Source organism: Mycobacterium sp. WMMD1722 (assembly GCF_049315205.1).
Taxonomy (GTDB): domain Bacteria; phylum Actinomycetota; class Actinomycetes; order Mycobacteriales; family Mycobacteriaceae; genus Mycobacterium.
This window is the reverse complement of sequence record NZ_CP186056.1, coordinates 241471-264455: the sequence shown is the minus strand read 5'-3', so window position 1 is coordinate 264455 and position 22985 is coordinate 241471. Positions and strand designations below refer to the sequence as shown.

The 22985-nt window shown below is 69.0% G+C and carries 20 protein-coding genes; 8 read left to right on the top strand and 12 right to left on the bottom strand.

The genetic code is table 11. The features are described from left to right. Positions 1-12: 12 nt before the first annotated feature. Positions 13-2064 (bottom strand): NAD(+) synthase, encoded by a 2052-nt coding sequence (locus ACN27E_RS01235; protein ID WP_422746223.1) that lies wholly within the window; start codon positions 2062-2064, stop codon positions 13-15. Between the two features lie 43 nt (positions 2065-2107). Between ACN27E_RS01235 and ACN27E_RS01230 the strand changes: the two genes are divergently transcribed. From ACN27E_RS01230 to ACN27E_RS01200, 7 genes are all read left to right on the top strand, one after another. Next, entirely contained in the window at positions 2108-2647 is a 540-nt protein-coding gene (locus ACN27E_RS01230; protein ID WP_422746222.1) for a cysteine hydrolase family protein, read from the top strand. Positions 2648-2723: 76 nt separating this feature from the next. Next, the gene (locus tag ACN27E_RS01225; protein ID WP_422746221.1) at positions 2724-3779 is read left to right on the top strand and encodes a glucose 1-dehydrogenase; all 1056 of its coding nucleotides are present in this window, start codon (positions 2724-2726) and stop codon (positions 3777-3779) included. Positions 3780-3864: 85 nt separating this feature from the next. Beyond that, positions 3865-4533, top strand: a complete 669-nt coding sequence (locus tag ACN27E_RS01220; protein ID WP_422746220.1) for a hypothetical protein — start codon at positions 3865-3867, stop codon at positions 4531-4533. Positions 4534-4563: 30 nt separating this feature from the next. Further along, positions 4564-5697, top strand: coding sequence for a BTAD domain-containing putative transcriptional regulator (locus ACN27E_RS01215; protein WP_422746219.1), 1134 nt, complete (start codon positions 4564-4566; stop codon positions 5695-5697). Between the two features lie 50 nt (positions 5698-5747). After that, a complete protein-coding gene (locus tag ACN27E_RS01210) occupies positions 5748-7220 on the top strand; it encodes a serine/threonine-protein kinase (protein ID WP_422750159.1) in 1473 nt (490 codons plus the stop codon). 29 nt (positions 7221-7249) lie between these two features. Then, positions 7250-8086, top strand: coding sequence for an NAD-dependent protein deacetylase (locus tag ACN27E_RS01205; protein WP_422746218.1), 837 nt, complete (start codon positions 7250-7252; stop codon positions 8084-8086). Between the two features lie 9 nt (positions 8087-8095). After that, positions 8096-8740 carry a hypothetical protein gene (locus tag ACN27E_RS01200; RefSeq protein WP_422746217.1) on the top strand — a complete coding sequence of 215 codons (645 nt, stop codon included), beginning with the start codon at positions 8096-8098 and terminating at the stop codon, positions 8738-8740. Here the strand turns inward: ACN27E_RS01200 and ACN27E_RS01195 are convergent. Continuing rightward, the gene (locus tag ACN27E_RS01195) at positions 8737-9483 is read right to left on the bottom strand and encodes a 3-oxoacyl-ACP reductase family protein (protein ID WP_422746216.1); all 747 of its coding nucleotides are present in this window, start codon (positions 9481-9483) and stop codon (positions 8737-8739) included. The genes ACN27E_RS01200 and ACN27E_RS01195 overlap by 4 nt on opposite strands. Before the next feature lie 112 nt (positions 9484-9595). Here ACN27E_RS01195 and ACN27E_RS01190 point away from each other — a divergent pair, with 112 nt between their 5' ends. Next, entirely contained in the window at positions 9596-10150 is a 555-nt protein-coding gene (locus ACN27E_RS01190; RefSeq protein WP_422746215.1) for a TetR/AcrR family transcriptional regulator, read from the top strand. A 14-nt stretch (positions 10151-10164) separates the two neighbouring features. Here the strand turns inward: ACN27E_RS01190 and proB are convergent, their stop codons facing one another. The 10 genes from proB to ACN27E_RS01140 form a co-directional block, all read right to left on the bottom strand. Continuing rightward, a complete protein-coding gene (gene proB, locus ACN27E_RS01185) occupies positions 10165-11268 on the bottom strand; it encodes a glutamate 5-kinase (protein ID WP_422746214.1) in 1104 nt (367 codons plus the stop codon). Further along, positions 11265-12725 (bottom strand): GTPase ObgE, encoded by a 1461-nt coding sequence (gene obgE / locus ACN27E_RS01180; protein ID WP_422746213.1) that lies wholly within the window; start codon positions 12723-12725, stop codon positions 11265-11267. Before obgE ends, proB begins: the two co-directional genes overlap by 4 nt. Positions 12726-12807: 82 nt before the next feature. Next, complete coding sequence (rpmA, locus tag ACN27E_RS01175; protein WP_422746212.1) at positions 12808-13074, bottom strand: 50S ribosomal protein L27; 267 nt, start codon at positions 13072-13074, stop codon at positions 12808-12810. 14 nt (positions 13075-13088) lie between these two features. After that, entirely contained in the window at positions 13089-13400 is a 312-nt protein-coding gene (rplU, locus tag ACN27E_RS01170) for a 50S ribosomal protein L21 (protein ID WP_422746211.1), read from the bottom strand. A 141-nt stretch (positions 13401-13541) separates the two neighbouring features. After that, on the bottom strand, positions 13542-16439 hold the full coding sequence (locus ACN27E_RS01165) for a translation initiation factor IF-2 N-terminal domain-containing protein (RefSeq protein ID WP_422746210.1): 2898 nt from the start codon (positions 16437-16439) through the stop codon (positions 13542-13544). A gap of 293 nt (positions 16440-16732) precedes the next feature. Continuing rightward, positions 16733-17143 carry a nucleoside-diphosphate kinase gene (gene ndk / locus ACN27E_RS01160; protein ID WP_422746209.1) on the bottom strand — a complete coding sequence of 137 codons (411 nt, stop codon included), beginning with the start codon at positions 17141-17143 and terminating at the stop codon, positions 16733-16735. Between the two features lie 30 nt (positions 17144-17173). Further along, entirely contained in the window at positions 17174-17581 is a 408-nt protein-coding gene (locus ACN27E_RS01155; RefSeq protein ID WP_422746208.1) for a DUF4233 domain-containing protein, read from the bottom strand. Continuing rightward, positions 17578-18987, bottom strand: coding sequence for a bifunctional tetrahydrofolate synthase/dihydrofolate synthase (gene folC, locus ACN27E_RS01150; protein WP_422746207.1), 1410 nt, complete (start codon positions 18985-18987; stop codon positions 17578-17580). Before folC ends, ACN27E_RS01155 begins: the two co-directional genes overlap by 4 nt. Then, the gene (locus tag ACN27E_RS01145) at positions 18987-21656 is read right to left on the bottom strand and encodes a valine--tRNA ligase (RefSeq protein ID WP_422746206.1); all 2670 of its coding nucleotides are present in this window, start codon (positions 21654-21656) and stop codon (positions 18987-18989) included. Before ACN27E_RS01145 ends, folC begins: the two co-directional genes overlap by 1 nt. 60 nt (positions 21657-21716) lie before the next feature. Beyond that, entirely contained in the window at positions 21717-22976 is a 1260-nt protein-coding gene (locus ACN27E_RS01140) for a saccharopine dehydrogenase family protein (protein ID WP_422746205.1), read from the bottom strand. Positions 22977-22985 lie beyond the last annotated feature (9 nt).

Here is a 22985-nt window from a genome sequence, read left to right as displayed (position 1 = left end):
GCCACGCTCACATCAGCCCCGGGGTACGCACCTCTCGATCTCGTCCAGCCACACCCGTGCCGACATGTCCGAAGGCGCCCGCCAATCGCCGCGCGGCGAAAGTGAGCCACCTGCGGACACTTTAGGGCCGTTGGGTAGCGCCGACCGCTTGAACTGGCTGAACGAATAGAACCGCTGGGCGAACACCTGCAGCCAATGCCGGATCTCTTCGAGCGAATAGGTCGGCCGGTTGTCCTGCGGATAGTCGACGGGCCAGTCGCCGCGCTCGGCATCGCTCCAGGCGTGGTAGGCCATGAACGCCACCTTGGACGGGCGGAAGCCGTAGCGAAGCACCTGGAACAACGAGAAATCCTGCAGGACATACGGTCCCACCTTGCCCTCGCTGCTCTGGATCTCCTCGTCCTCACCCGCGGGCACCAACTCGGGGCTGATCTCGGTGTCGAGCACCGACTGCAACACCTCGTTGACCCGGTCGTCGAACTGCTTCGACGAGATCACCCAGCGAATCAGATGCTGGATCAGCGTCTTGGGCACACCGCCGTTGACGTTGTAGTGCGACATCTGGTCGCCCACCCCGTAGGTCGACCAGCCCAGCGCGAGCTCCGAGAGGTCCCCGGTGCCGAGCACGATGCCGCGGCGCTGGTTGGCCAGCCGGAACAGATAGTCGGTGCGCAATCCGGCCTGGACGTTCTCGAACGTCACGTCGTAGACCTTCTCGCCGCGCGAGAACGGGTGGTCCATGTTCGTCAGCATCAATTCGGCCGTCGAGGTGATGTCGATGGTCTCGAAGGTGACGCCCAGCGCCTCGGCGAGCCGGGTCGCGTTGTCCTTGGTCCGCTCGCCGGTGGCGAACCCCGGCAGCGTGAACGCCAGGATGTCGCTGCGCGGGCGGTCCTCGCGGTCCATCGCCCGCGCCGCCACGATCAGCGCGTGGGTGGAATCCAGGCCGCCCGACAGACCGAGCACGATCTTGGGGAACTCCAGTGCACGCAACCGCTGTTCGAGCCCGGCGACCTGGATGTTGTAGGCCTCGTAGCAGTCCTGCTCGAGCCTGGCCTCATCTGCGGGCACGAACGGGAACCGTTCGATCTCGCGGCGCAGCCCGATATCCCCACCCGGCGGGTCGAGGGTGAACTCGATACGGCGGAACGTGTCCTCGTCGATCAGGTGATGGCGGCGGTTGTCGTCGAAGGTGCCCATACGAACTCGTTCGTTGCGCAACATCTCGACGTCGACGTCGGCCACCGACCGCCGCGACCCCTTCGGGAACCGCTCTGACTGCGCCAGGCACACCCCGTTCTCCCAGATCATGGTCTGCCCGTCCCAGGCCAGATCGGTGGTCGACTCACCCTGCCCGGCTGCGGCGTACACGTATGCCGCCAGGCACCGAGACGACGCCGAGCGGGCCATCAGATTCCGGTCCTCGGCCCGGCCGATCGTGATCGGGCTGCCGGACAGATTGGTCAGCACGGTCGCGCCGGCCAGCGCCGCCTCGGCGCTCGGCGGCACCGGCACCCACATGTCCTCGCAGATCTCGACGTGCAGCACGAACGCGGGCAGATCCGCGGCAGCGAACAGCAGATCCGGACCGAACGGCGCCGCGATGCCGGCGCCGCCGCCCACCACGATCTCGCCGCGCTCGTCGTCGCCTGCAGCGAGTTGACGCTTCTCGTAGAACTCGCGGTAGTTGGGGATGTAGGACTTCGGCACGACCCCGAGGATCTGTCCGCGATGAATCACCACGGCGGTGTTGTAAACCCGGTTGCGGTGGCGCAGCGGCGCGCCCACCACCAGCACCGGCAGCAGGTCCGCCGAGCCGGCGACGATGTCGAGCAGCGCCGCCTCGACCGCCTCGAGAAGCGCGTCCTGCAATACGACGTCCTCGATCGAGTAGCCGGTCAGCGTCAGTTCCGGAAACACCGCGAGACCGACACCGTCGTCGTGGCATTCGCAGGCCAGCGCCAGCACCGATTCGGCGTTACCCGCCGGGTCGGCGAGGGCGGTGGTGTGGGTGACCGCGGCGACGCGCACGTAACCGTGCCGGTAGGCCGAGTAGAAATCCATGCCCACATTGTTGACACAAACGGTTCGGGGTATGCCTGCCCCCATGAGTAAGACTGCCGTCCTCGTCGTCGACATGATGAACACGTACGAACATCCCGATGCCGACAAGTTGACACCCAACGTCGCCGAGATCATCGACCCCATCGCCAAGCTCGTATCCGATGCGCGCGGTCGCGATGACGTCGACCTCATCTACGTCAATGACAACTACGGCGACTTCACCGCGGAGTTCAGCGACATCGTCCGCTCCGCGCTCAACGGCGCCCGCCCCGACCTCGTCAAACCCATCGCGCCCGAGCACGGCTATCGGCTGATGACCAAGGTCCGCCACAGTGCGTTCTACGCGTCGCCGTTGGCCTATCTGCTGAACCAGCTGCAACCGGAGCGTCTGGTGATCACCGGCCAGGTCACCGAGCAGTGCATCCTCTACACCGCACTCGATGCCTACGTCCGGCACTTCCAGGTGGTCATCCCCCGCGACGGGGTCGCACACATCGACGCCGAGCTCGGTGCCGCGGCACTGCGCATGATGGAGGAGAACATGAAGGCCGAGGTCATCGCGGCGGCGGACTGCCTGCGCTGACCCGCAATTCGCTGGATTGTTGCTGTGAAGCAACAATTGCCGTTTGTGCCCAGTCCCGCGCGGTAAGTCTGCACGCATGCAGGCACTGACCGTTCAGCCGGGGCACACCGGGACATTGGCCGTCGGCGAGGTCGACGACCCCGAGCACGATCCGGACGAATTGCTGGTAGACGCGGTGGCGATCGGCATCTGCGGCACCGACAAGGAGATCGCCGGTGGTGACTACGGTTGGGCGCCGCCCGGCCGGGACACGCTGGTGCTCGGGCACGAGTCCCTCGGCCGGGTCGTCAGCGCCCCGGACGGCAGCGGATTCACGGCCGGAGATCTCGTGGTCGGAGTGGTGCGCAGACCCGACCCCGTCCCGTGCCCGGCGTGCGCCCGCGGCCAGTTCGACATGTGCCGCAACGGCCGCTACACCGAGCGCGGTATCAAGGAGGTCGACGGATACGGCAGTCAGCGCTGGACCGTCGAGCCCCACTACGCCGTCGCCCTCGACCGCGAACTCTCCGAGGTCGGTGTGCTGATGGAACCGACGACGATCGTCGCCAAGGCCTGGGAACAGATTCACCGGGTCGGCCAGCGCGCGTACTTCGAGCCGCAGCGGGCGCTGATCACCGGCGCGGGCCCCGTCGGACTGTTGGCCGCGCTGCTCGCCGTCCAACAGGGGTTGGACACCCATGTGCTCGACCGGGTCACCGACGGTCCGAAACCCGGCATCGTGGCAGCCCTCGGCGCGACCTATCACCATGACGACATCGACGACGTCGCCAAGCGATTGCAACCCGATGTGGTGATGGAGGCGACCGGCGCTGCTCCGGTGGTGTTCGGCGCCATCGCCAACACCGCCCGCTACGGCATCGTCTGCCTGACCGGTGTCTCCCCCGCAGGACGGCGGCTGCGCATCGACGCCGGGGCGGTGAACCGTGAACTGGTGTTGGAGAACGATGCCGTCGTCGGTTCGGTGAACGCCAACCTCGGCCATTACCGGCAGGCCGCGGACGCTCTGGCGCACGCCGACAAGGACTGGCTGGGCAGCCTGATCACCCGTCGGGTGCCCCTGGCGCGGGCGCATGAGGCGTTCACCGCGGAGCAGGGCGACGTGAAGGTCGTCGTCACGTTCGACGGCTCCTGATCCGACGCCAAGGCCCCGCCAAGAATCCTTACAGCCGGGCGGCTGATCCTCACCTCATCGACATGCTGAGGGAAGGACACCGCAGATGAAGCACTCGACCGCCATGCGCCGCGCCGGCGCCGCCGCCGCCCTGATCGGCGCCGCCACACTGGGACTCGCCGCCCCCGCGGGCGCGGCCCCCGCGACGATGTTCGGCGATCCCGCCGCTGCGGCGGCCTACTGGGCGCCGCAGACCCTCGACGACTGCGCGTTGATGTCCGTGGCCGACGTGGTCGGTCAGGTCACCGGAACCGCCCCCAGCGAGGAGGAGATCATCGGGCTGGCGGCGACCATGCCGAGCCCCAACCACCCCGGTTCGATCTACTTCCCGCCCGATGACGCCGACAACCCGAACTCGGGCAACGGCACCGATGCCGACGATCTACCCGTATTGCTCGCCCACTACGGCATCAAGGCCACCATGACCGACGACGACACCGCCGCGTCCGCCGGAGAACCCACCGGGATACTCGCCCTGCAGCACGATCTGGCCGACGGCCGCCGGGTGATCGCCTTCGTCAACAGCGAGACCATCTGGAACACCGACGGCGACCGCAGCCGACCGGACCATGCGCTGGTGGTCACCGGCGTGGACACAGCCAAGGGCATCGTGCACCTCAACGACAGCGGCACCGACGACGGCTGCGACGAACAGGTGCCGGTCGCGACGTTCGGCGACGCGTGGCGCGACCACGTCATGGTCGTGACCGCATAGGGTCGGTTCAACCCGTCACCCATTACGACGATGGAGAACCCGGTGCTCGACTTCGGACTGCTCGGTCCGCTGCAACTGGCCGTCGACGGCGTCGACACGCCGCTCGGCACGCCCAAGCAGCGGGCGGTCCTGGCGCTGCTGCTGATCAACCGCAACCGCGCGGTGAGTGTGGACGCACTCACCGACGCGGTGTGGGCTGATGCTCCGCCGGCCGGAGCGCGCGCCAGCCTGCACTCCTACGTCTCGAACCTGCGCAAACTGCTGGCGGTGCCCGGTGCGCGGTCCTCGCTGGCCAGCGCGCCGCCCGGCTATCGCCTGACCGTGCCTGCGGGCGACTGCGACTTGGACCGGTTCGTCGCCGCCCGGACCACCGCCGCCCAGGCGGCCGCCGCCGACCGCTTCGAAGCCGCCGCGCGCGAACTCACCGAAGCGCTGACCCTGTGGCGGGGCCCCGCGCTGGACGATCTGCGTGGTTTCGCATTCGCCGATGCCTTCTCCACCGCACTCAGCGAAGACCGGCTGGCCGCCATCACGTCCCGGGCCGAAGCGGAACTCGTCTGCGGCCGCGGCGCCGCGCTGATCAGCGAACTGGAGAAGCTGACCGCCGAGCACCCGTACCGGGAACCGCTGTGGACGCAGCTGATCAGCGCCTACTACGTGAGCGAACGCCAATCCGACGCGCTGGAGGCCTATCAGCGGCTGCGCACCACCCTGGCCGACGATCTGGGCGTCGACCCGGGACCGTCACTGCGGGCGCTCTACGAGAAGATCCTGCGTCAGGAGCCGCTGGACATCCGTCGGGCCGCCCACACCGCCGCCGTCGGCACCGTGACCGTGCTCGAACAACGCACCGCGGTCAGCGCCGCGTCCGCCACCGGGTGGCTGATCGGTCCCGACGGCAGCCGCTATCCGCTGCAGACGATCGCCACCCGGATCGGCCGGCTGCCCGACAACGACATCGTCGTCGACGACGCCATGGTCAGCCGCCACCACGCCGCGGTCATCGACACCGGATCGGGCTACATGCTCAGCGATCTGCGGTCCTCCAACGGTGTCGAACTCGCCGGCCAGCGGATACACGGGAGCGTGCCGTTGACCGACGGCGACGAGTTCACCATTTGCGGGCGCCAGTTCACCTTCGTCGTCGACGGCTCCGACGGGTAGTACCGTTTGCTTCTGTGACCAGCGGCCCGCAATCCTCGCGTGCGGGTTCGATGTTCGGCCCCTACCGGTTGATCCGGTTGCTCGGCCGCGGCGGTATGGGTGAGGTCTACGAGGCCGAGGACACCGTCAAAGGCCGTACGGTTGCGCTGAAGCTGTTGCCCGAAGGGCTCTCTCACGACCCCGTGTTCCGCGAACGGCTGCAGCGGGAGGCCAGGGCGGCCGGCCGCCTGCAGGAACCCCACGTGGTGCCCATCCACAATTACGGGGAGATCGACGGTCACCTCTACGTGGACATGCGGCTGATCGACGGCATCGATCTGCGCAGCGTTTTGCTGCGCGGCGGACCAATGCCACCGGCCCGCGCGGTCGCCATCGTGCGCCAGATCGCCGCGGCGCTGGACGCCGCCCACGCCACCGGAGTGCTGCACCGCGACGTCAAACCGGAGAACATCCTCGTCACCGCCGACGACTTCGCCTACCTCGTGGACTTCGGCATCGCCAGCGCCGCGAGCGAACAGTCCCTCACCGAAATCGGTACCACGGTAGGCACCTTCGCCTATATGGCGCCGGAGCGGTTCGGCAGCGGTTCGGTCACCCACCGGGCCGACATCTACGCGCTGGCGTGCGTGCTGCACCAATGCCTCACCGGGGCCCAGCCCTATCCGGCCGACAGCGTCAGCACCCTGGTCACCGCCCACCTGATGGAGCCACCGCCGGTACCGAGCCGGTTACGGCCGGGCATCCCGTCCGCCTTCGATGCGGTGGTCGCGCGCGGGATGGCCAAGAGCGCCGAAGACCGCTACGGCAGCGCCGGCGAGCTGGCCCGCGCCGGGGAAGCCGCCCTGGGCGATCACGCCGCGCCGCCACCGGCCGGACAGACCGACACGATGCCCGCGATCGCAGTGCCCGCCGTCGCACCCCCGCACCGGCGGGCCAGACGGACCGCGGCGGTGATCGGCGCGGTGGCCGTCGTCGTCCTGATGGTCGCCGGCGGGGTCGCCGTGTGGCTGACCGGGCGCGACGACCACGCGACCGGTATGGCGGCGACGCAGACGATCACCCGCACCGTGTTCCGGCCGGCCGACCCGTTACCGAGTACCGACGAGGATCTGCCGCCCGCCGACCGTCAACTGCTGCAGGCGATCGTGCACGCCGACACCTGCGCACCGGACAAGGAACGCATCGGGGCGGCGGTGGCGGCCGTGAGCTGCGGCCCGACGTCGCCGTCGAGCGGTCAGCAGACCGCGTATTTCGCGCTCTTCGCCGACGTCGACAGCCTCGACCGCGCCTTCGCGGACCTGATCGCCGCCGACGACCTCACCGCCTGCCCGAACTCGGAGGAGTCGCCGACGAACTGGGATTACGAGGACGCCACCCCCGACGAACCCGAGGGGTCGCTGGCCTGCGGCACCTACGAGGGGTTCGCCGACATCGTGTGGACCCGCAATTCCGACCTGGTGCTCGGCACCGCCCGCGGCCGTCACCTCGACCGCCTCTACGACTGGTGGCTCGACAACGCCTGACGCCCGCGGCGATCCGTACCCTGGGCAGAGTGGAAGCCCCGGAATTGGTCGGTCTGCTGGCCGGCCGTCGCGTCGCGGTGCTGACCGGTGCCGGTATGTCCACCGACTCCGGCATTCCGGATTATCGCGGCCCTGACTCGCCGCCCAGCAACCCCATGACGATCCGCCAGTTCACCGCCGATCCCCAGTTCCGGCAGCGCTATTGGGCCCGCAACCACATCGGCTGGCGGCACATGGCTGCGACGCTGCCCAATGCCGGACACCGCGCGTTGGCCGCCCTCGAGCGACTCGGCGTGCTGAGCGGGCTGATCACCCAGAACGTCGATCTGCTGCACACCAAGGCGGGCAGCCGGCACGTGATCGACCTGCACGGCACCTACGCGCAGGTCATCTGCCTGGATTGCGGGCACACCATGTCGCGCGCCGCGCTCGCCGAGCGACTCGAGGCCGCCAACCCGGGATTCCTGGAACGGGCCGAGGCGGTCGGCGGCATCGCCGTCGCACCGGACGCCGATGCCGTCGTCGATGACACCGCCGGCTTCCGCGTCGTGGACTGTCCGGTGTGCGACGGCATGCTCAAACCCGACATCGTCTACTTCGGAGAGAGCGTGCCCAAACAACGCGTCGAACGCGCCTATGCGATCGTGGACGCCGCCGACGCGCTGCTGGTGGCCGGTTCGTCGTTGACCGTCTTCTCCGGCTACCGCTTCGTACGCCATGCCGCGGCGCACCATCTGCCGATCGCGATCGTCAACCGCGGGCCCACTCGCGGCGACGACCTCGCCACGGTCAAGATCGACAACGGCTGCTCCCCGATGCTCGCGCTGCTCGCCGACGAGCTGCCCGCACTGGCGAGTTCCGCTTAGATGGGCGGGGTGCCCGCACTCCCCGACCTCATCGGCCCCGATCCCGACGACGGCCGCTTCGCCATCGGTGTCGGCGATGCACTGGCCCGGCTCGTGCCCGGCCCCGAGGCCCTCGACGACCTGCTCCGCCTGCTCAACCGCTTCGGCGGCATCGCGATCAGCGACGAGTCCATCGAATACGACGGGGACTCCGTCGACTGGGACGACGTCAAGGAGATCCGCACCCACGCGTTGCTCGGATACCTGTTCTCCGGTGCACTGGACCGGCAGGTGGACCGGCTGCCCCTGCCATGGTTCCCGTTCCGCGGCCTGCTGGTGGAGACGGTCGCCCAGGTCGCACTGACGGCGCTGGTCGCCGCGAGCGGGCGGGTGCTCAGGGGAGCCGAGGACGTGCGCATCCCCAGCGACGTGCGCTACCGCGGGCTCCTGCGTGAGCGCGAGCTGTCCCCCGGCGTGCTGGCGGCGTTGCTGCTCGCTGCGCCGGCCGTGCAGCAACAGCTGGCGACGGCCGCGCAGCGCCACGGCGTGGCGGTGACGCGAGCCGACCATGACGCCCTCGACGATGCCAACCGCCGGGCACGTCAGGTGCGCAGCGCGGCCCTCTCGCTGTCGCGGGCGCTGTACCGGACGATCGCGGCCCGGTCCGGCGGTTAGACGGTGAAGCCACCGTCGATGTTGAGGTGTGCGCCGGTGAGATAGCCGGACTCCGGACCGGCCACGAAGCTGACCAGCGCCGCCACGTCGCCGGGGTGGCCGTAGCGTCCCTGTGCGGTGACCTGTTTCAGGCTCTGGGCGAAGTCCCCGCGGTCCGGATTGGCGTCGGTGTCGATCGGGCCGGGCTGCACGTTGTTCACCGTGATTCCGCGTGGCCCCAGATCGCGGGCCAACCCCCGGGTGAACGAAGCCACCGCACCTTTGGTCATGCCGTAGACCGACAGACCCGGTCCCGGTATCCGCTCGGCGTTGATGCTGCCGATGTTGATGATGCGTGCGCCCTCGCCCAGATGCTTGATCGCGGCCCGGGTGGTCCAGTACATGCCGCCGATGTTGATCGCCACCAGACGGTCGAACTCCTCGGGCGGGAATTCGTCGAACGGGGCGATGTGCGCGACGGCGGCGTTGTTGACCACGATGTCCAGCCCGCCGAGCGCGGCGACGGCCTGCTCGACCGCGTCGGCGTTCTGATCCCGATCAGCCGCGTCGGCATGGATGGCCACCACCACGGCCCCCGCGCCGGTCAGATCGGCGACCAGCTCGTCCGCGCGGTCCGCCGAGGCCGCGTAGGTGAATGCGACCGCGGCGCCGTCGGCGCTCAGTCGCCGGACGATCTCGGCGCCGATGCCCCGCGATCCGCCGGTGACCAGTGCTCGCCGACCGGCCAGGGGTGCTGTGCTCATCAGGTGACCTCTCGTTAATTTCGAACCGACTTGTTACTTAGTATGGTGAGGTCAAGTCGGTCGTCGGCGGCATCATTCCCGCTGTGATCGGTATCACAGGAGGTGATGGTCGGTGTCCGTCGGCCGCCCGCGGGAGTTCGATCCGGACCAGGTCGAGGACGCGGCGATGAAGCTGTTCTGGGAGCGCGGCTTCGACGCCGTCTCGATCTCGGACGTGACCGCCGCGACCGGAGTGAACCGCCGCAGTGTGTACGCCGAATTCGGATCCAAGGAGAACCTGTTCGACCGGGCGCTGCGGCGTTATCTCGCCGGACCCAGCGCCTACACGGCCGAGGCGCTGACCCGGCCGACGGCGCGCGGCGTGGCCGAGGCGATGGTGCACGGCGCGGCCGACACGGTCAGCGGGGAGGTGCGCGGCTGCCTCACCGTCGGTGCGGCGCCGGGCCTGGCCGAATTCCGCGAGGCGACGGTGCGCCGCCTGGCCGAACGGTTCGACGCCGCAGTGGCCGGGGGTGAGCTGTCCGGCGTCGACACGGCCGTTCTGGCGCGCTGGATCGCCGCGGTGTGCCAGGGAATCGCGATCCAGGCCCGCAGCGGAGCGGACCGTGCCGAACTACACGCGATCGCGGACCTGGCGTTGGCGGGGTGGCCGGGCGGCGACTCCTGAGGGGTCGGCGAACGTCAGACCGCGACGAGGTCGTCGGCGTGTACGGCCGGTCTGCGCATCTCGGCCGGAAGATCCGACAGGGACCGACCGAGCATCGTCGCCAGTTCGGTGGCATCGTAGGCGACCACGCCGCGGGCGACGGGGGTGGCATCCGGACTGCGCAGTTCCACGACGTCACCTCCGTAGAAGCGGCCCGATATCGCGGTGATGCCCGCGGGAAGCAGCGAACGCCGCTGTCCGACAACGGCTTTGACTGCCCCCTCGTCGAGGGTCAGCGCACCGGCCGAATCGGCGGCATAGCGCACCCAGAACCGCCGCGCCGACATGCGTTCGGCACGCGGGGCGAACACCGTGCCCACCGAGGCGTCCGAGAGCGCGGTGCCCGCGTCTGCGGCGGCGGCCAGCAGGACGGGAACGCCGGCGTCCGCGGCCAGCAGTGCCGACGACAGCTTCGACGCCATTCCCCCCGTGCCCAGGTGACTACCCTGACCAGCGACCACACCGTCCAGGTCATCGGGACCGGCGACCTCGGGGATGAACCGGGCGTTGCCCTTGCGCGGATCGGAATCGTAGAGCCCGTCGATGTCGGACAGCAGCACCAACGCATCCGCGCCGATGAGATGGGCGACCAGCGCGGAGAGCCGATCATTGTCCCCGAAGCGGATCTCGTCGGTGGCCAGGGTGTCGTTCTCGTTGACGATTGCCACCGCATGCAGAGCCCGCAATCGATCCAGCGTGCGCTGAGCGTTGTTGTGCGCCACCCGCATCGAGATGTCATGCGCGGTCAGCAGCACCTGTCCGACGGTGCGCTGGTAGCTGGCGAACGCGGTACTCCATGAGTTGATCAGTGCGACCTGTCCGACACTGGCAGCCGCCTGTTTGGTCGCCAGATCGGTGGGCCGTCGGGTCAGCCGCAAGGGTTCGATCCCCGCGGCGATCGCTCCCGACGACACGATCACCACGTCCGAGCCCGCCCGCATACGCATCTCGATCGCCTCGACCAGGGCAGCCAGCCGGTTGGCGTCGAAGACACCGGACGGCGTGGTCAGTGCGGTGGTACCGATCTTGACGACGATGCTGCGGGCGGTGCGGACCGCCTCGCGGTGCCGGCTCGTCATGTGTCGGCGTCCTCCTCATCGCCTCCGGGCCTGCGACGTTCGCGCCGCGCGGCCTTGCGCTCGGTGGCGCGGACACGATCGGTCTGCTCGAGGCGCACGTCGGTACCGCGACCGGACATCTGCATGTCGACCCCGGCCGGGGTCTGCGGCTCCCAGTCGAAGGTCATGTCACCGATGGTGACGGCGCAGCCGGGCCTTGCGCCCAGGCGTAGCAGTTCCTCCTCGACACCGAGGCGGGCCAGCCGGTCGCCGAGATATCCGACGGCTTCGTCGTTGTCGAAGTCGGTCTGGTTGATCCAGCGCTCGGGCCGGGTACCGCGGACCACGAAACCGCCCTGTCCGTCGGGTTCGACGCTGAAGCCGGATTCGTCCACCGGGACAGGCCGGATCACCGGGCGACGGGGCACCACCGCCGGCTGCGCCTCCTGGTAGGTCCGGACCAGCTCCCACAGCGCGAAGGTCAACGGCCGCAACCCCTCCCGGCTGACGGTCGACACCTCGAACACCGGCCAGCCGAACCGCTCGACGACATCGTCACGGACGAAGTCGGCGAGCTCGCGGGCGTCGGGCACGTCGATCTTGTTCAACACGACCGCTCGTGGCCGCTCGGCGAGGTCACCGAGCGCCTGATCGCCCTGCAGCGTCGGCCGGTAGGCGGCGAGTTCGGCCTCGAGCGCCTCGATGTCCGAGACCGGGTCGCGACCGGGTTCGAGTGTCGCGCAATCCACCACGTGCACGAGGACGGCACAGCGTTCGATGTGGCGCAGGAACTCCAGCCCCAGTCCGCGTCCCTCCGAGGCGCCGGGAATCAGGCCTGGCACATCGGCCACGGTGAACGTGTGATCGCCGGCCGAGACGACGCCGAGATTCGGCACCAGGGTGGTGAACGGATAGTCGGCGATCTTGGGCTTCGCCGCCGAGATCGCCGACACCAGCGAGGACTTCCCGGCCGAGGGGAATCCGATCAGGCCGACATCGGCGACCGTCTTGAGTTCGAGGGTGAGATCACGCGTCTCACCCTGCTCCCCGAGCAGCGCGAAACCGGGCGCCTTGCGCGCGCGAGAGGCCAGCGCCGCATTGCCGAGGCCACCGCGTCCGCCGGCGGCCGCTTCGAACCGCGTGCCCGCCCCGATCAGATCGGCCAGCACCCGCCCGTGCTCGTCAAGGACGACGGTGCCGTCGGGGACCCGGACCTCCAGATCGGCACCGGCCGCGCCGTCGCGGTTGCTGCCGGCGCCTTGTTTCCCGGACGGAGCGACGACATGCGGATGGAAGTGAAAGTCCAGCAGGGTGTGCACCTGCGGGTCGACGACCAGAACGATGCTGCCGCCGCGACCACCGTTGCCGCCGTCAGGTCCGCCGAGGGGTTTGAACTTCTCGCGGTGCACCGACGCGCAGCCGTTACCGCCGTTGCCGGCCCGCGCATGGATGACCACACGGTCGACGAAGCGCGGCATGGGATTCCCTTTCCGTCGAGTGTGAAGCTACTGCGACAATTCAGCCGAGAATTCGCAGTAGCTTCACATTCGCGGCAGAGGCTCAGGCCTCCTGGCGGGGCACCGGCACGATGCTGACGTGCTTGCGGCCGCGTCGGGTGCCGAATTCGACCGCGCCGGGCGCGGTTGCGAACAGGGTGTCGTCACCGCCGCGGCCGACGTTCACGCCCGGATGGAAGTGGGTGCCGCGCTGGCGGACGATGATCTCGCCGGCCTTGACGACCTGGCCGCCGAACCGCTTGACGCCGAGCCGCTGGGCGGCGGAGTCACGACCGTTGCGCGAGCTGGACGCGCCCTTCTTGTGTGCCATGTCTTCGCCTCCAGTTACTTGATGCCGGTGACCCGCAGGACCGTCAGCTGCTGACGGTGACCCTGACGCTTGTGGTACCCGGTCTTGTTCTTGAACTTGTGGATCCGGATCTTGGGGCCCTTGGTGTGCTCGAGCACCTCACCGGTCACCAAGACCTTGGCCAGATCATCGGCCTTGGTGGTGACGTTGGCGCCGTCGACGACGAGCGCGACGGGCAGCGACACCGAAGCGCCGGGCTCGGAATCGAGCTTCTCGACCTTGACCACGTCACCGACCGCGACCTTGTACTGCTTGCCGCCGGTCTTGACGATTGCGTAGCTCGCCATCGTGTCCTTCTTCTTCTTCGTCTCGTCTACAGGCGCGCGCCAAGAGGAGCGGCGCTTGTCTGGGGGTCCGACAGCCGCCGGCAAGGCCTGGCGACAACCGCTCAAGGGTACGTGAGCAGCGGGTTGAGGGTCAAACCACGGTCACTCCGCACTGGGCGGTCCCGCTGGGCGGGCGGCAGCGCGCCGCCGCATCCGCCGCGCCGGAGCCGCGATCACCTGCGGTTCGACGTCGTCATCGTCCTCATCGGAGTCCTCGTCCTCATCGGAGTCCTCGGAGTCCTCGTCGGTGTCGATGACGTCGATGTCGTCGTCATCATCATCCTCGTCGTCGTTGTCGAGGTCGATCTCGTCATCGTCATCGGAGTCGTCATCATCGTCCGTGTCGTCCGTGTCGTCTTCTGAGTCACCGGCCGAGTCGTCGTCGAGTTCCTCGGCAACCGCATCGTGGACCTTGTCGGCGTCGTCGATGGCGTCGGTGTCGTCGATGGCGTCGGTGTCGGCGTCCTCGGTGTCATCCTCGTGACCGCCGTTGGCGGCAGCCATCGCCTTGAACATCGGATGCTCCCCCGCGGGGTGGGCCGGAACCTTGATCACCGGGACGTCCGCCGGCGCTTCTTCGGTCTTGGCACCCTTCTTACCGCGCTTGCTCCGCCGGCTGCCGCTGCCGCCGCCGTTGCCCGATTCCGACTTGCGGCCGTTGGGGGCGGCGTTGTCGACGGGATCGCCGTGCAGCACGATGCCCCGGCCCGCGCAGTGCGGACACTGCGTGGAGAACGCCTCGATGAGCCCGGTACCCAGCCGCTTGCGGGTCAACTGGACCAAACCCAGCGACGTCACCTCCGACACCTGGTGGCGGGTGCGGTCCCGGGCGAGCGCCTCGGTGAGCCGGCGTAACACCAGATCCCGATTGGATTCGAGCACCATGTCGATGAAGTCGATGACCACGATGCCGCCGATGTCGCGCAGCCGCAGCTGGCGCACGATCTCCTCGGCGGCCTCGAGGTTGTTGCGCGTGACCGTCTGCTCGAGATTGCCGCCCGAGCCGGTGAACTTGCCGGTGTTGACGTCCACGACGGTCATCGCCTCGGTGCGGTCGATGACCAGCGTGCCCCCCGAGGGCAACCAGACCTTGCGGTCCATGGCCTTGGTGAGCTGCTCGTCGATGCGATGCACGGCGAAGACGTCCGGGCCGTCGCCGTTGGTCGGCTCGTACTTCGACAGCCGCGGCATCAGGTCGGGAGCCACCGACTCGACATAGGAGTTGATCGTGTTCCAGGCCTCGTCGCCGGAGACGATGAGCCCGGAGAAGTCCTCGTTGAACAGGTCGCGGATCACCTTGACCAGGACATCGGGTTCCTCGTAGAGGGCGACCGCGGCGCCGGCCTTCTTCGCGGTGATATCGGCGGCCTTGGCCTCGATCTGCGTCCAGCGTTCCTGCAACCGGTTCACGTCGGAACGGATGTCGTCTTCCTTGACGCCCTCGGACGCGGTGCGGATGATCACGCCGGCATCGGCCGGCACGACCTCGCGCAGGATCTCCTTGAGGCGCTGACGCTCGGTGTCGGGCAGCTTGCGGCTGATCCCGGTCGACGAGGCGCCGGGGACGTAGACGAGATAGCGACCCGCCAACGAGACCTGCGTGGTCAGCCGCGCACCCTTGTGGCCGACCGGATCCTTGCTGACCTGCACGACGACGTAATCGCCCGGCTTGAGGGCCTGCTCGATCTTGCGGTTCTGGCCGCCCAGCCCGGCAGCCTCCCAATTGACCTCGCCGGCGTAGAGCACACCGTTGCGCCCGCGGCCGATGTCGACGAAAGCCGCCTCCATCGAGGGCAGCACGTTCTGCACGATGCCGAGGTAGATGTTGCCGACCAGCGACGCCGACGCCGCCGACGTCACGAAGTGCTCGACGATGACGCCGTCCTCGAGCACGGCGATCTGCGTGTAGCGGGCGCCTTCGTGCGGCGGTTCGGTGCGGACCTTGTCACGCACCACCATCACGCGTTCGACGGCTTCACGGCGCGCCAGGAATTCGGCCTCCGAGAGGATCGGCGGCCGGCGGCGTCCGGCGTCGCGGCCGTCGCGGCGGCGCTGACGTTTGGCCTCCAGCCGCGTCGAGCCACTGATGCCCTGGATTTCGCCGTCACCGCTGTCGCCGGACTTGCCGCTCTTCTCGCGCGGCGCGCGCTCGTGCACCACGGTGTTCGGCGGGTCGTCGGGAGAACCGCCGTCGGAGTCGTCGGACGACCCGGACTTGCGCCGCCGGCGCCGCCGGCGACGGCGCGACGCGCTGTCGCCGCCGGAGCTGTCCTCGTCGCCGCCGTCGTCGTCGGAATCGTCGTCGCCGGACTGGTCGGCGTCGGCGTCGGTGTCAGGCTCGGACTGACCGTCCGCCGGGGCGGATCCGTTCTCGCCGTCGCCGTCCTCGTTCTGCTCCCCGCGACCGCGTCCCCGGCCGCGGCGACCGCGCCTGCGACGCCGCGCCGCCCGCCGTTCGGCCTGATCGTCGTCCTCGGAGTCGTCCGAGGCGTCGGAGGCCTCGGAATCGTCGTCGTCGTCCTCGTCATCGGCGGATGGTTCGGGCTGCCGGCGCACCGGTTGTGGCGCCACGAACAGCGGCAGATAATCCGCGGGTTCGGCGGGCGGGGTCTCGAGCAGCAACCGCGATTCGGGCTCCTCGGCCGCGGGCTCCTCGGCTGGGGGCGGCTCGGCCGCGTCGGTGGGGGTCGCATCCGGCAGCTCGACGGCCTCGTCCGGCGCAGCAGCCTGGGGTGGCTCGAACGGTGTCGGCGAGAGCGGCTGTTCGGTGACGGTCTCGGCGGCCAGCGCCTCGCGGACCTTGTCGGCCTCGCTCTGGTCGATGGTCGAGTGCGCGCTGCGGGTGCGACCGTCGAATTCGGCCAACGCATCGAGGACTCGCCTGCTGGTGGTGCCGAGCACCCTGGCCAGCGAGTGAACCCTCAGCCGTTCCGGTCGCTTCTCCCGGAGCTGAGGCTGTTCTGTCGAATCCTGGGCTTGAGTATTTTCACTGTCGGCCACGTATTCTCCTCAAGCCCCCGGGCGCGTCGTGTCGACGCGGCCACGCGAGGGCTTCGCTGTTGTGCCCGGGATGGCTTTCCCCGGACCTGTTGTGGTCTCGCTCCGAGCGGCCCCAGGTGAGGGGCCCACACGGTGCCTGGCTGAATGACGGCTGGACGGTCGGCGCCACACCGAGGGCGGTGGTCGCGCTCGTCGAAGTCTTCATTCGGGCGACGGACTCCGGTTGAAGTCCGGCTACCCGCGACCAGTATCCCACATCACGCGGCGCCGATAGACCAGGCGCCGCGAACCGGTCAGCGGCCGGGGAACCAGAGCTCGATCTCGCGCACCGCGGACTCGGGCGAATCGGATCCGTGGACGAGGTTGTCCTGGGTGACCAAGGCCAGGTCACCGCGGATGGTTCCGGGGGTGGCCTTCTCGACCGGATCGGTGCCGCCGGCGATCTGACGGAACGCCGCCACGGCGCGCGGCCCCTCGACGATGGCGGCCACCACGGGCCCGGAGGTGATGAATTCCAGCAGCGACGGGAAGAACGGCTTGCCCTCGTGCTCGGCGTAGTGCTGGCGCGCGAGGTCGTCGCTGACGGACTTGAGCTCCAGGGCCGCGATGGTCAGCCCCTTGCCCTCGATCCGGCTCAGGATTTCTCCCACCAGCCGCCGCTGCACGCCGTCGGGCTTGATCAACACCAGGGTCCGCTCAGTCACGGCGCACAGACTACTAGGAGCGCGGCCAGGTCAGTCCAGACCGTCTTGCTGACCAGGCAGCAGACCCCGGGCCTCCCGCCGCCTGACCTCGGCGCGCAGATAGACGATCATCAGCCAGACCACCGTGAAGACGACGCCCATGACGCCGACGCCCGGATAGATCAGCCAACCCGCCAGCAGGCCGATCTGGACCGCCAGATTCGCCCATATCGCCCACGGTCGGCCCTGGATACCCGACATCAGCACCAGCAGGACCGCGAACCCGACGAGGTAGACCGTCGACGCCGCGGTCAGGCCGCCGCCGACCGACCCGACCACGGGCAGGGCCAGGAGCACGACGATGGCTTCGAGAATCAACGTGCCCGCCATCACCCCGCGGAAGCTCTTCCACGGGTTCGGCGGGGACGGTGTCCGATCGGTCGGCGGTTGATCGGTCATTGCGGGTCCCGCCCGAACAGGGTGCGGGCGGCACCGGCGGTGACGACCGAGCCGGTGATGACCATCCCCGCCCCGGAGAGACCTTCTCCGTCGCTCCCAGCCTCCTCGACCAGCGCGGTCGCGGTCTCGATGGCATCGGCCAGTGTCGCGGCGGTGAGCACCCGGTCCTGGCCGAAGCGCTCCTCGGCGCGCATGGCGAGCACCTCGACGTCCAACGCCCGCGGCGAGCCGTTGTGGGTCACGACGATCTGGTCGAACACCGGCTCGAGTGCGGCCAGGATGCCGTCGACGTCCTTGCCCGCCATCACCGACACCACGCCGACCAGGTAGCGGAAGTCGAATTCGGACTGCACCGCGTCGGCCAGCGCCGCCGCGCCCGCCGGATTGTGTGCGGCGTCGATGAACACCGTCGGCGCGCTGCGCATCCGTTCGAGCCGCCCCGGACTGGTGACCGCGGCGAATCCGGCGCGCACCGCCTCGACATCGAGCTGACGCTGAGCCCCCGCGCCGAAGAAGGCCTCCACTGCGGCCAGGGCCAGCACGGCGTTGTGCGCCTGGTGTTCGCCGTGCAGTGGCAGAAAGATCTCGGGATAGACCCCGCCGAGCCCCTGGAGTTCGAGCAGCTGACCGCCGATCGCGACCTGGCGGGATCGCACGGCGAACTCCGAGTCCTCGCGGGCCACGGCGGCGTCGGCCCGCACGGCCTCGGCCAGCAGCACCTCCATGGCCTCGGCGGGCTGGCGGGCGATCACGGCGACGGTGTCGGTCGGCACCAGATCGTCGCGTTGGCGGGTGATGATGCCCGCCTTCTCCCCCGCGATCTCGGCGATGGTGTCCCCGAGATAGTCGGCGTGATCCAGACCGATCGGAGTGATCACCGCGACCGGGGCGTTCACGACATTGGTGGCGTCCCAGCGCCCGCCCATGCCGGTCTCGACGACCGCGACGTCGATGGGGGCTTCGGCGAACGCCGCGAAGGCCATCGCCGTGACGACCTCGAACTTGCTCATCGCGGGTCCGCCCGCCGCCTCGGATTGGGCGTCGACGAGCTGCACATACGGTTCGATCTCGGTGTAGGTCTCGACATAGCGGGCCGGGCTGATCGGCGCGCCGTCGATCGAGATGCGCTCGACCGCCGACTGCAGATGCGGACTGATGGTTCGGCCGGTCCGGCGGTGCAGCGCCGTCAGCAGCGCGTCGATCATCCGTGCCACCGACGTCTTGCCGTTGGTGCCCGCGATGTGGATCGACGGATAGCCCCGCTGCGGCGAGCCGAGAATCTCCATCAACGCGTTGATCCGCGCGGTGGACGGCTCGATCTTGGTTTCCGGCCACCGCTGGTCGAGCAGATGCTCGACCTGCAGCAGTGCCGCGATCTCGTCGGGGGTCGGTGCGGGCCCGTTCATCACTGCGCCGGCAGACCGGCCAGTCGCGCCGTGATCCGCTCGACCTCTTCCCGAGCCACCTGCTGGCGGTCGCGGATCTTGTCGACGACCTCGGCCGGCGCTTTGGCCAGGAACGCCTCGTTGCCGAGTTTGCCTGTGGTGCCCGCCAATTCCTTCTCCGCGGCGGCCAGGTCCTTCTCCAGTCGGCGGCGCTCGGCGGCCACGTCGACGGTGCCCGACGTATCCACCTCGACCAGCACTGTCGCCGCGGAGAGCCGCACCTCCACCGAGGCCGACGGGGCGAAGTCGTCGTCGGGCTCGGTCAGCCAGGCCAGCGCGCGGAGCGCCGGGACGTGTTCGTCGAGCGCCGCGGCGGTGATGTGCGACAGCCGTGCCGGAACCCGCTGGCGGTCGGCCAACCCTTGATCGCTACGGAAGCGACGCACCTCGGTGATCAGCCTCTGAGTGTCCTCGATGCGTTGCGCGGCAACCGCATCCGGGGCGAAACCCGACGGCTGCGGCCAGTCGGCGATGACCAGTGACTCACCGCCGGTCAACGTCTTCCAGAGCACCTCGGTGACGAACGGCATCACCGGGTGCAGCAGTTTGAGCAGCGTGTCGAGCACCGCCGCCAGAACCGCGGTGGTGTGCGAAACACCCTCCCCCAGCTGCACCTTCGCCAATTCGAGATACCAGTCGCAGAATTCGTCCCAGGCGAAGTGGTACAGCGCCTCACATGCCCGGCTGAACTCGTAGCCGTCGAAGGCGGCGTCGACCTCGGCGCGCACCTCTTCGAGTCGCCCCAGGATCCAGCGGTCGGCGTCGGTCAGCGCGCCGGAATCCGGCAGCGGCGCCGGACTCGCGCCGTTCATCAGGGCGAATCGCGTCGCGTTGAACAATTTGGTGGCGAAATTGCGCGACGCCCTGGCGTGGTCCTCGCCGATGGCGAGGTCACCACCCGGGCTGGCGCCCCGGGCCAGGGTGAACCGCAGTGCGTCGGCCCCGAACATCTCCACCCAGTCCAGCGGATCGATGCCGTTACCCCGCGACTTGCTCATCTTGCGGCCATGCTCGTCACGAATCAGGCCGTGCAGGAACACGTTCCGGAACGGCACCTGAGCCGGCCGGCGGCCGCCGCCGGTGATGGCCGCGTCGTCGCCGACGAACGTGCCGAACATCATCATCCGGGCGACCCAGAAGAACAGGATGTCGTAACCGGTCACCAGGACGGTGGTCGGATAGAACTTGTCGAGCTCGGGCGTGCGGTCGGGCCAGCCCATCGTGGAGAACGGCCACAGCGCCGACGAGAACCAGGTGTCGAGGACGTCGGGATCCTGCTCCCAGCCCGGCGGCGGCGTCTCGTCGGGGCCGACGCAGACGGTCTCGCCGTCGGGTCCGTGCCAGATCGGGATGCGGTGACCCCACCACAGCTGGCGCGAGATGCACCAGTCGTGCATGTGGTCGACCCAGGCGAACCACCGCGGCTCCAGGCTGGCCGGGTGAATCACGGTGTCGCCGTTGCGCACTGCGTCGCCGGAGGCCTTGGCCAGCGACTCCACCCGGACCCACCACTGCAACGACAGCCGGGGTTCGATCGGTTCGCCGCTGCGCTCGGAGTGTCCGACGCTGTGCAGATAGGGCCTCTTCTCGGCGACGATGCGGCCCTGCTCGGCGAGCGCTTCGCGCACCCTGACCCGCGCTTCGAAGCGGTCCATACCGTCGAAGCGGGTCCCGGTGTTGGCGATGCGACCCTTGGTGTCCATGATCGACGGCATCGGCAGTCCGTGACGCATCCCGATCTCGAAGTCGTTCGGGTCGTGCGCCGGCGTCACTTTCACTGCGCCGGTGCCGAATTCGGGGTCCACGTGTGAGTCGGCGACGATGACGATTTCGGTGTCGAGGAAGGGGTGCGGCAGCGCGGTGCCGACCAGCGCGCGGTAGCGCTCGTCGTCGGGGTGCACGGCGATAGCGGTGTCGCCCAGCATGGTCTCCACCCGGGTGGTGGCGACCACGATGTGCGGTTCGTCGTCGGACAGCGCGCCGTACCGGAACGAGACCAGTTCACCCTCGACGTCCTCGTACTTCACCTCGAGGTCGCTGATCGCGGTCTCGAGCACCGGCGACCAGTTCACCAGGCGCTCGGCCTGATAGATCAGGCCGGCGTCGTACAGCCGTTTGAAGATGGTGCGCACTGCGCGCGAGAGGCCTTCGTCCATGGTGAAGCGGTCGCGGCTCCAGTCGACCCCGTCACCGATGCGGCGCATCTGGGCGCCGATGGTGCCGCCCGATTCCCGCTTCCAGTCCCAGACCTTGTCCACGAACAGTTCACGACCGAAGTCCTCTTTGGTCTTACCGTCGACGGCCAGCTGCTTTTCCACCACGCTCTGTGTCGCGATGCCGGCGTGGTCCATCCCCGGCAACCACAACACCTCGAAACCCTGCATGCGCTTACGGCGGGTCAGCGCGTCCATCAGGGTGTGGTCCAGCGCATGGCCCATGTGCAGACTGCCCGTCACGTTGGGCGGCGGCAGCACGATCGAATAGCCGGGCTTGTCGCTGGTCGGGTCGGCGGTGAAGTATCCCGCGTCCACCCACCCCTGATAGATGTCGGCTTCGACGGCGCCCGGCTCCCACGATTTGGGCAGTGCGGTCGCGTCGTTGCCGGCGGAGGGGCGGGTGCTGGCGGTCACCGGTCAATTCTAGGGAGCCGCACCCGCGCCGGCCGAACGGGTCCCGCGGCCCACGGCGGCTCAGGCCAGCCGCGACGTCTCCAGCGTCACCTCGGCGGCGGGGAACCGGGCCAGCAGCGCATCGCCCATCGCCGCGGCCGGGGTGAGAACGCCCCGCAGCTCCGAGAGCTTGTCCCGGTCCAGCGCCAACGCCAGACCGCACTCCCCGAGCAGAACCGCGGTGGCCTTGTAACCGGGGTCACCTCGCTGCGACATCCGGGCCAGGTAGCGCGCGCCGGTGGTCGTGGTGGTGTAGGTCTCGACGGTGTAGTGCCCCTTCTCCCGGGCCTGCTCGCTGGGCCCGGTACCCGGAGCGGGCAACACCCGTTCCAGCAGGGGGCGGGGCACGCGGTGGAAGTAGCGCGAGCCCAGCCCCATCACCGCAGCGTTGCCCCCGGTCATCATCGCGGCCGCGAGCGGCGCGACCGGTGAGCGGCCCACGCTCATCAGCTCCGAGTATTCGAAGCGGCGGCCGTAGGCGTAGTCGAGCAGCGCGTTGCTGCGCCGGACTATCCGGGTGTTGGCCGCGGCCATCACGAACGCTCCGGTCCAATAGCCGGCCAGCTCCGGGGCGATCTCCGCGCCGCGCCGCCACCGGATGTCGGGCTGCGCGCCCAGCTCGGGTTCGGCATGGCGATCGGGGCTCAGCGTGTAGGGGTCGTTCATCTGACGGCGCGCGTCGGCGTCGGTCGAGGCGGTGTTGAGCACCTCGAGCATGGATGCCAACGTGCCGCCGGACACCCCGCCCGCGAACGACCGGACCACCAGGCTGGTGTCGCCCAGTTGCCCCTCGCCGTCCTGGGTAGCCAGGCGATGAAGGGCATAGACCGTGAGATCCGAAGGGACGGAATCGAAGCCGCAGGAGTGCACGATCCTGGCGCCGGTGTCGACGGCCTGTTTGTGGTGCAGATCGATGCTGTCGCGGATGAACATCGTCTCGCCGGTCAGATCGGCGTAATCGGTGCCCGCCGCGGCGCACGCGGCAACCAGCGGCATCCCGTACTTGGTGTAGGGACCCACCGTGGTGATGACCACCTGCGTACGGGCCGCCAGCGCGTTGAGCGTCGAGGGCTGGGAGGCGTCGGCCGAGATCAGCGGCCATTCGGCGGCCTGACCGCCGAGCGAATCACGCACCTTGAGCAGCTTGTCCTGCGATCGGCCGGCAAGCGCGATACGCGCCGGGCCGCCGCGGTCGGCCAGATATTGCGCGGTGAGCTTGCCGGCGAAACCGGTGGCTCCGTAGACCACGATGTCGAACTCACGCTGCGATGCCTGGCTCATGCTCTTCGA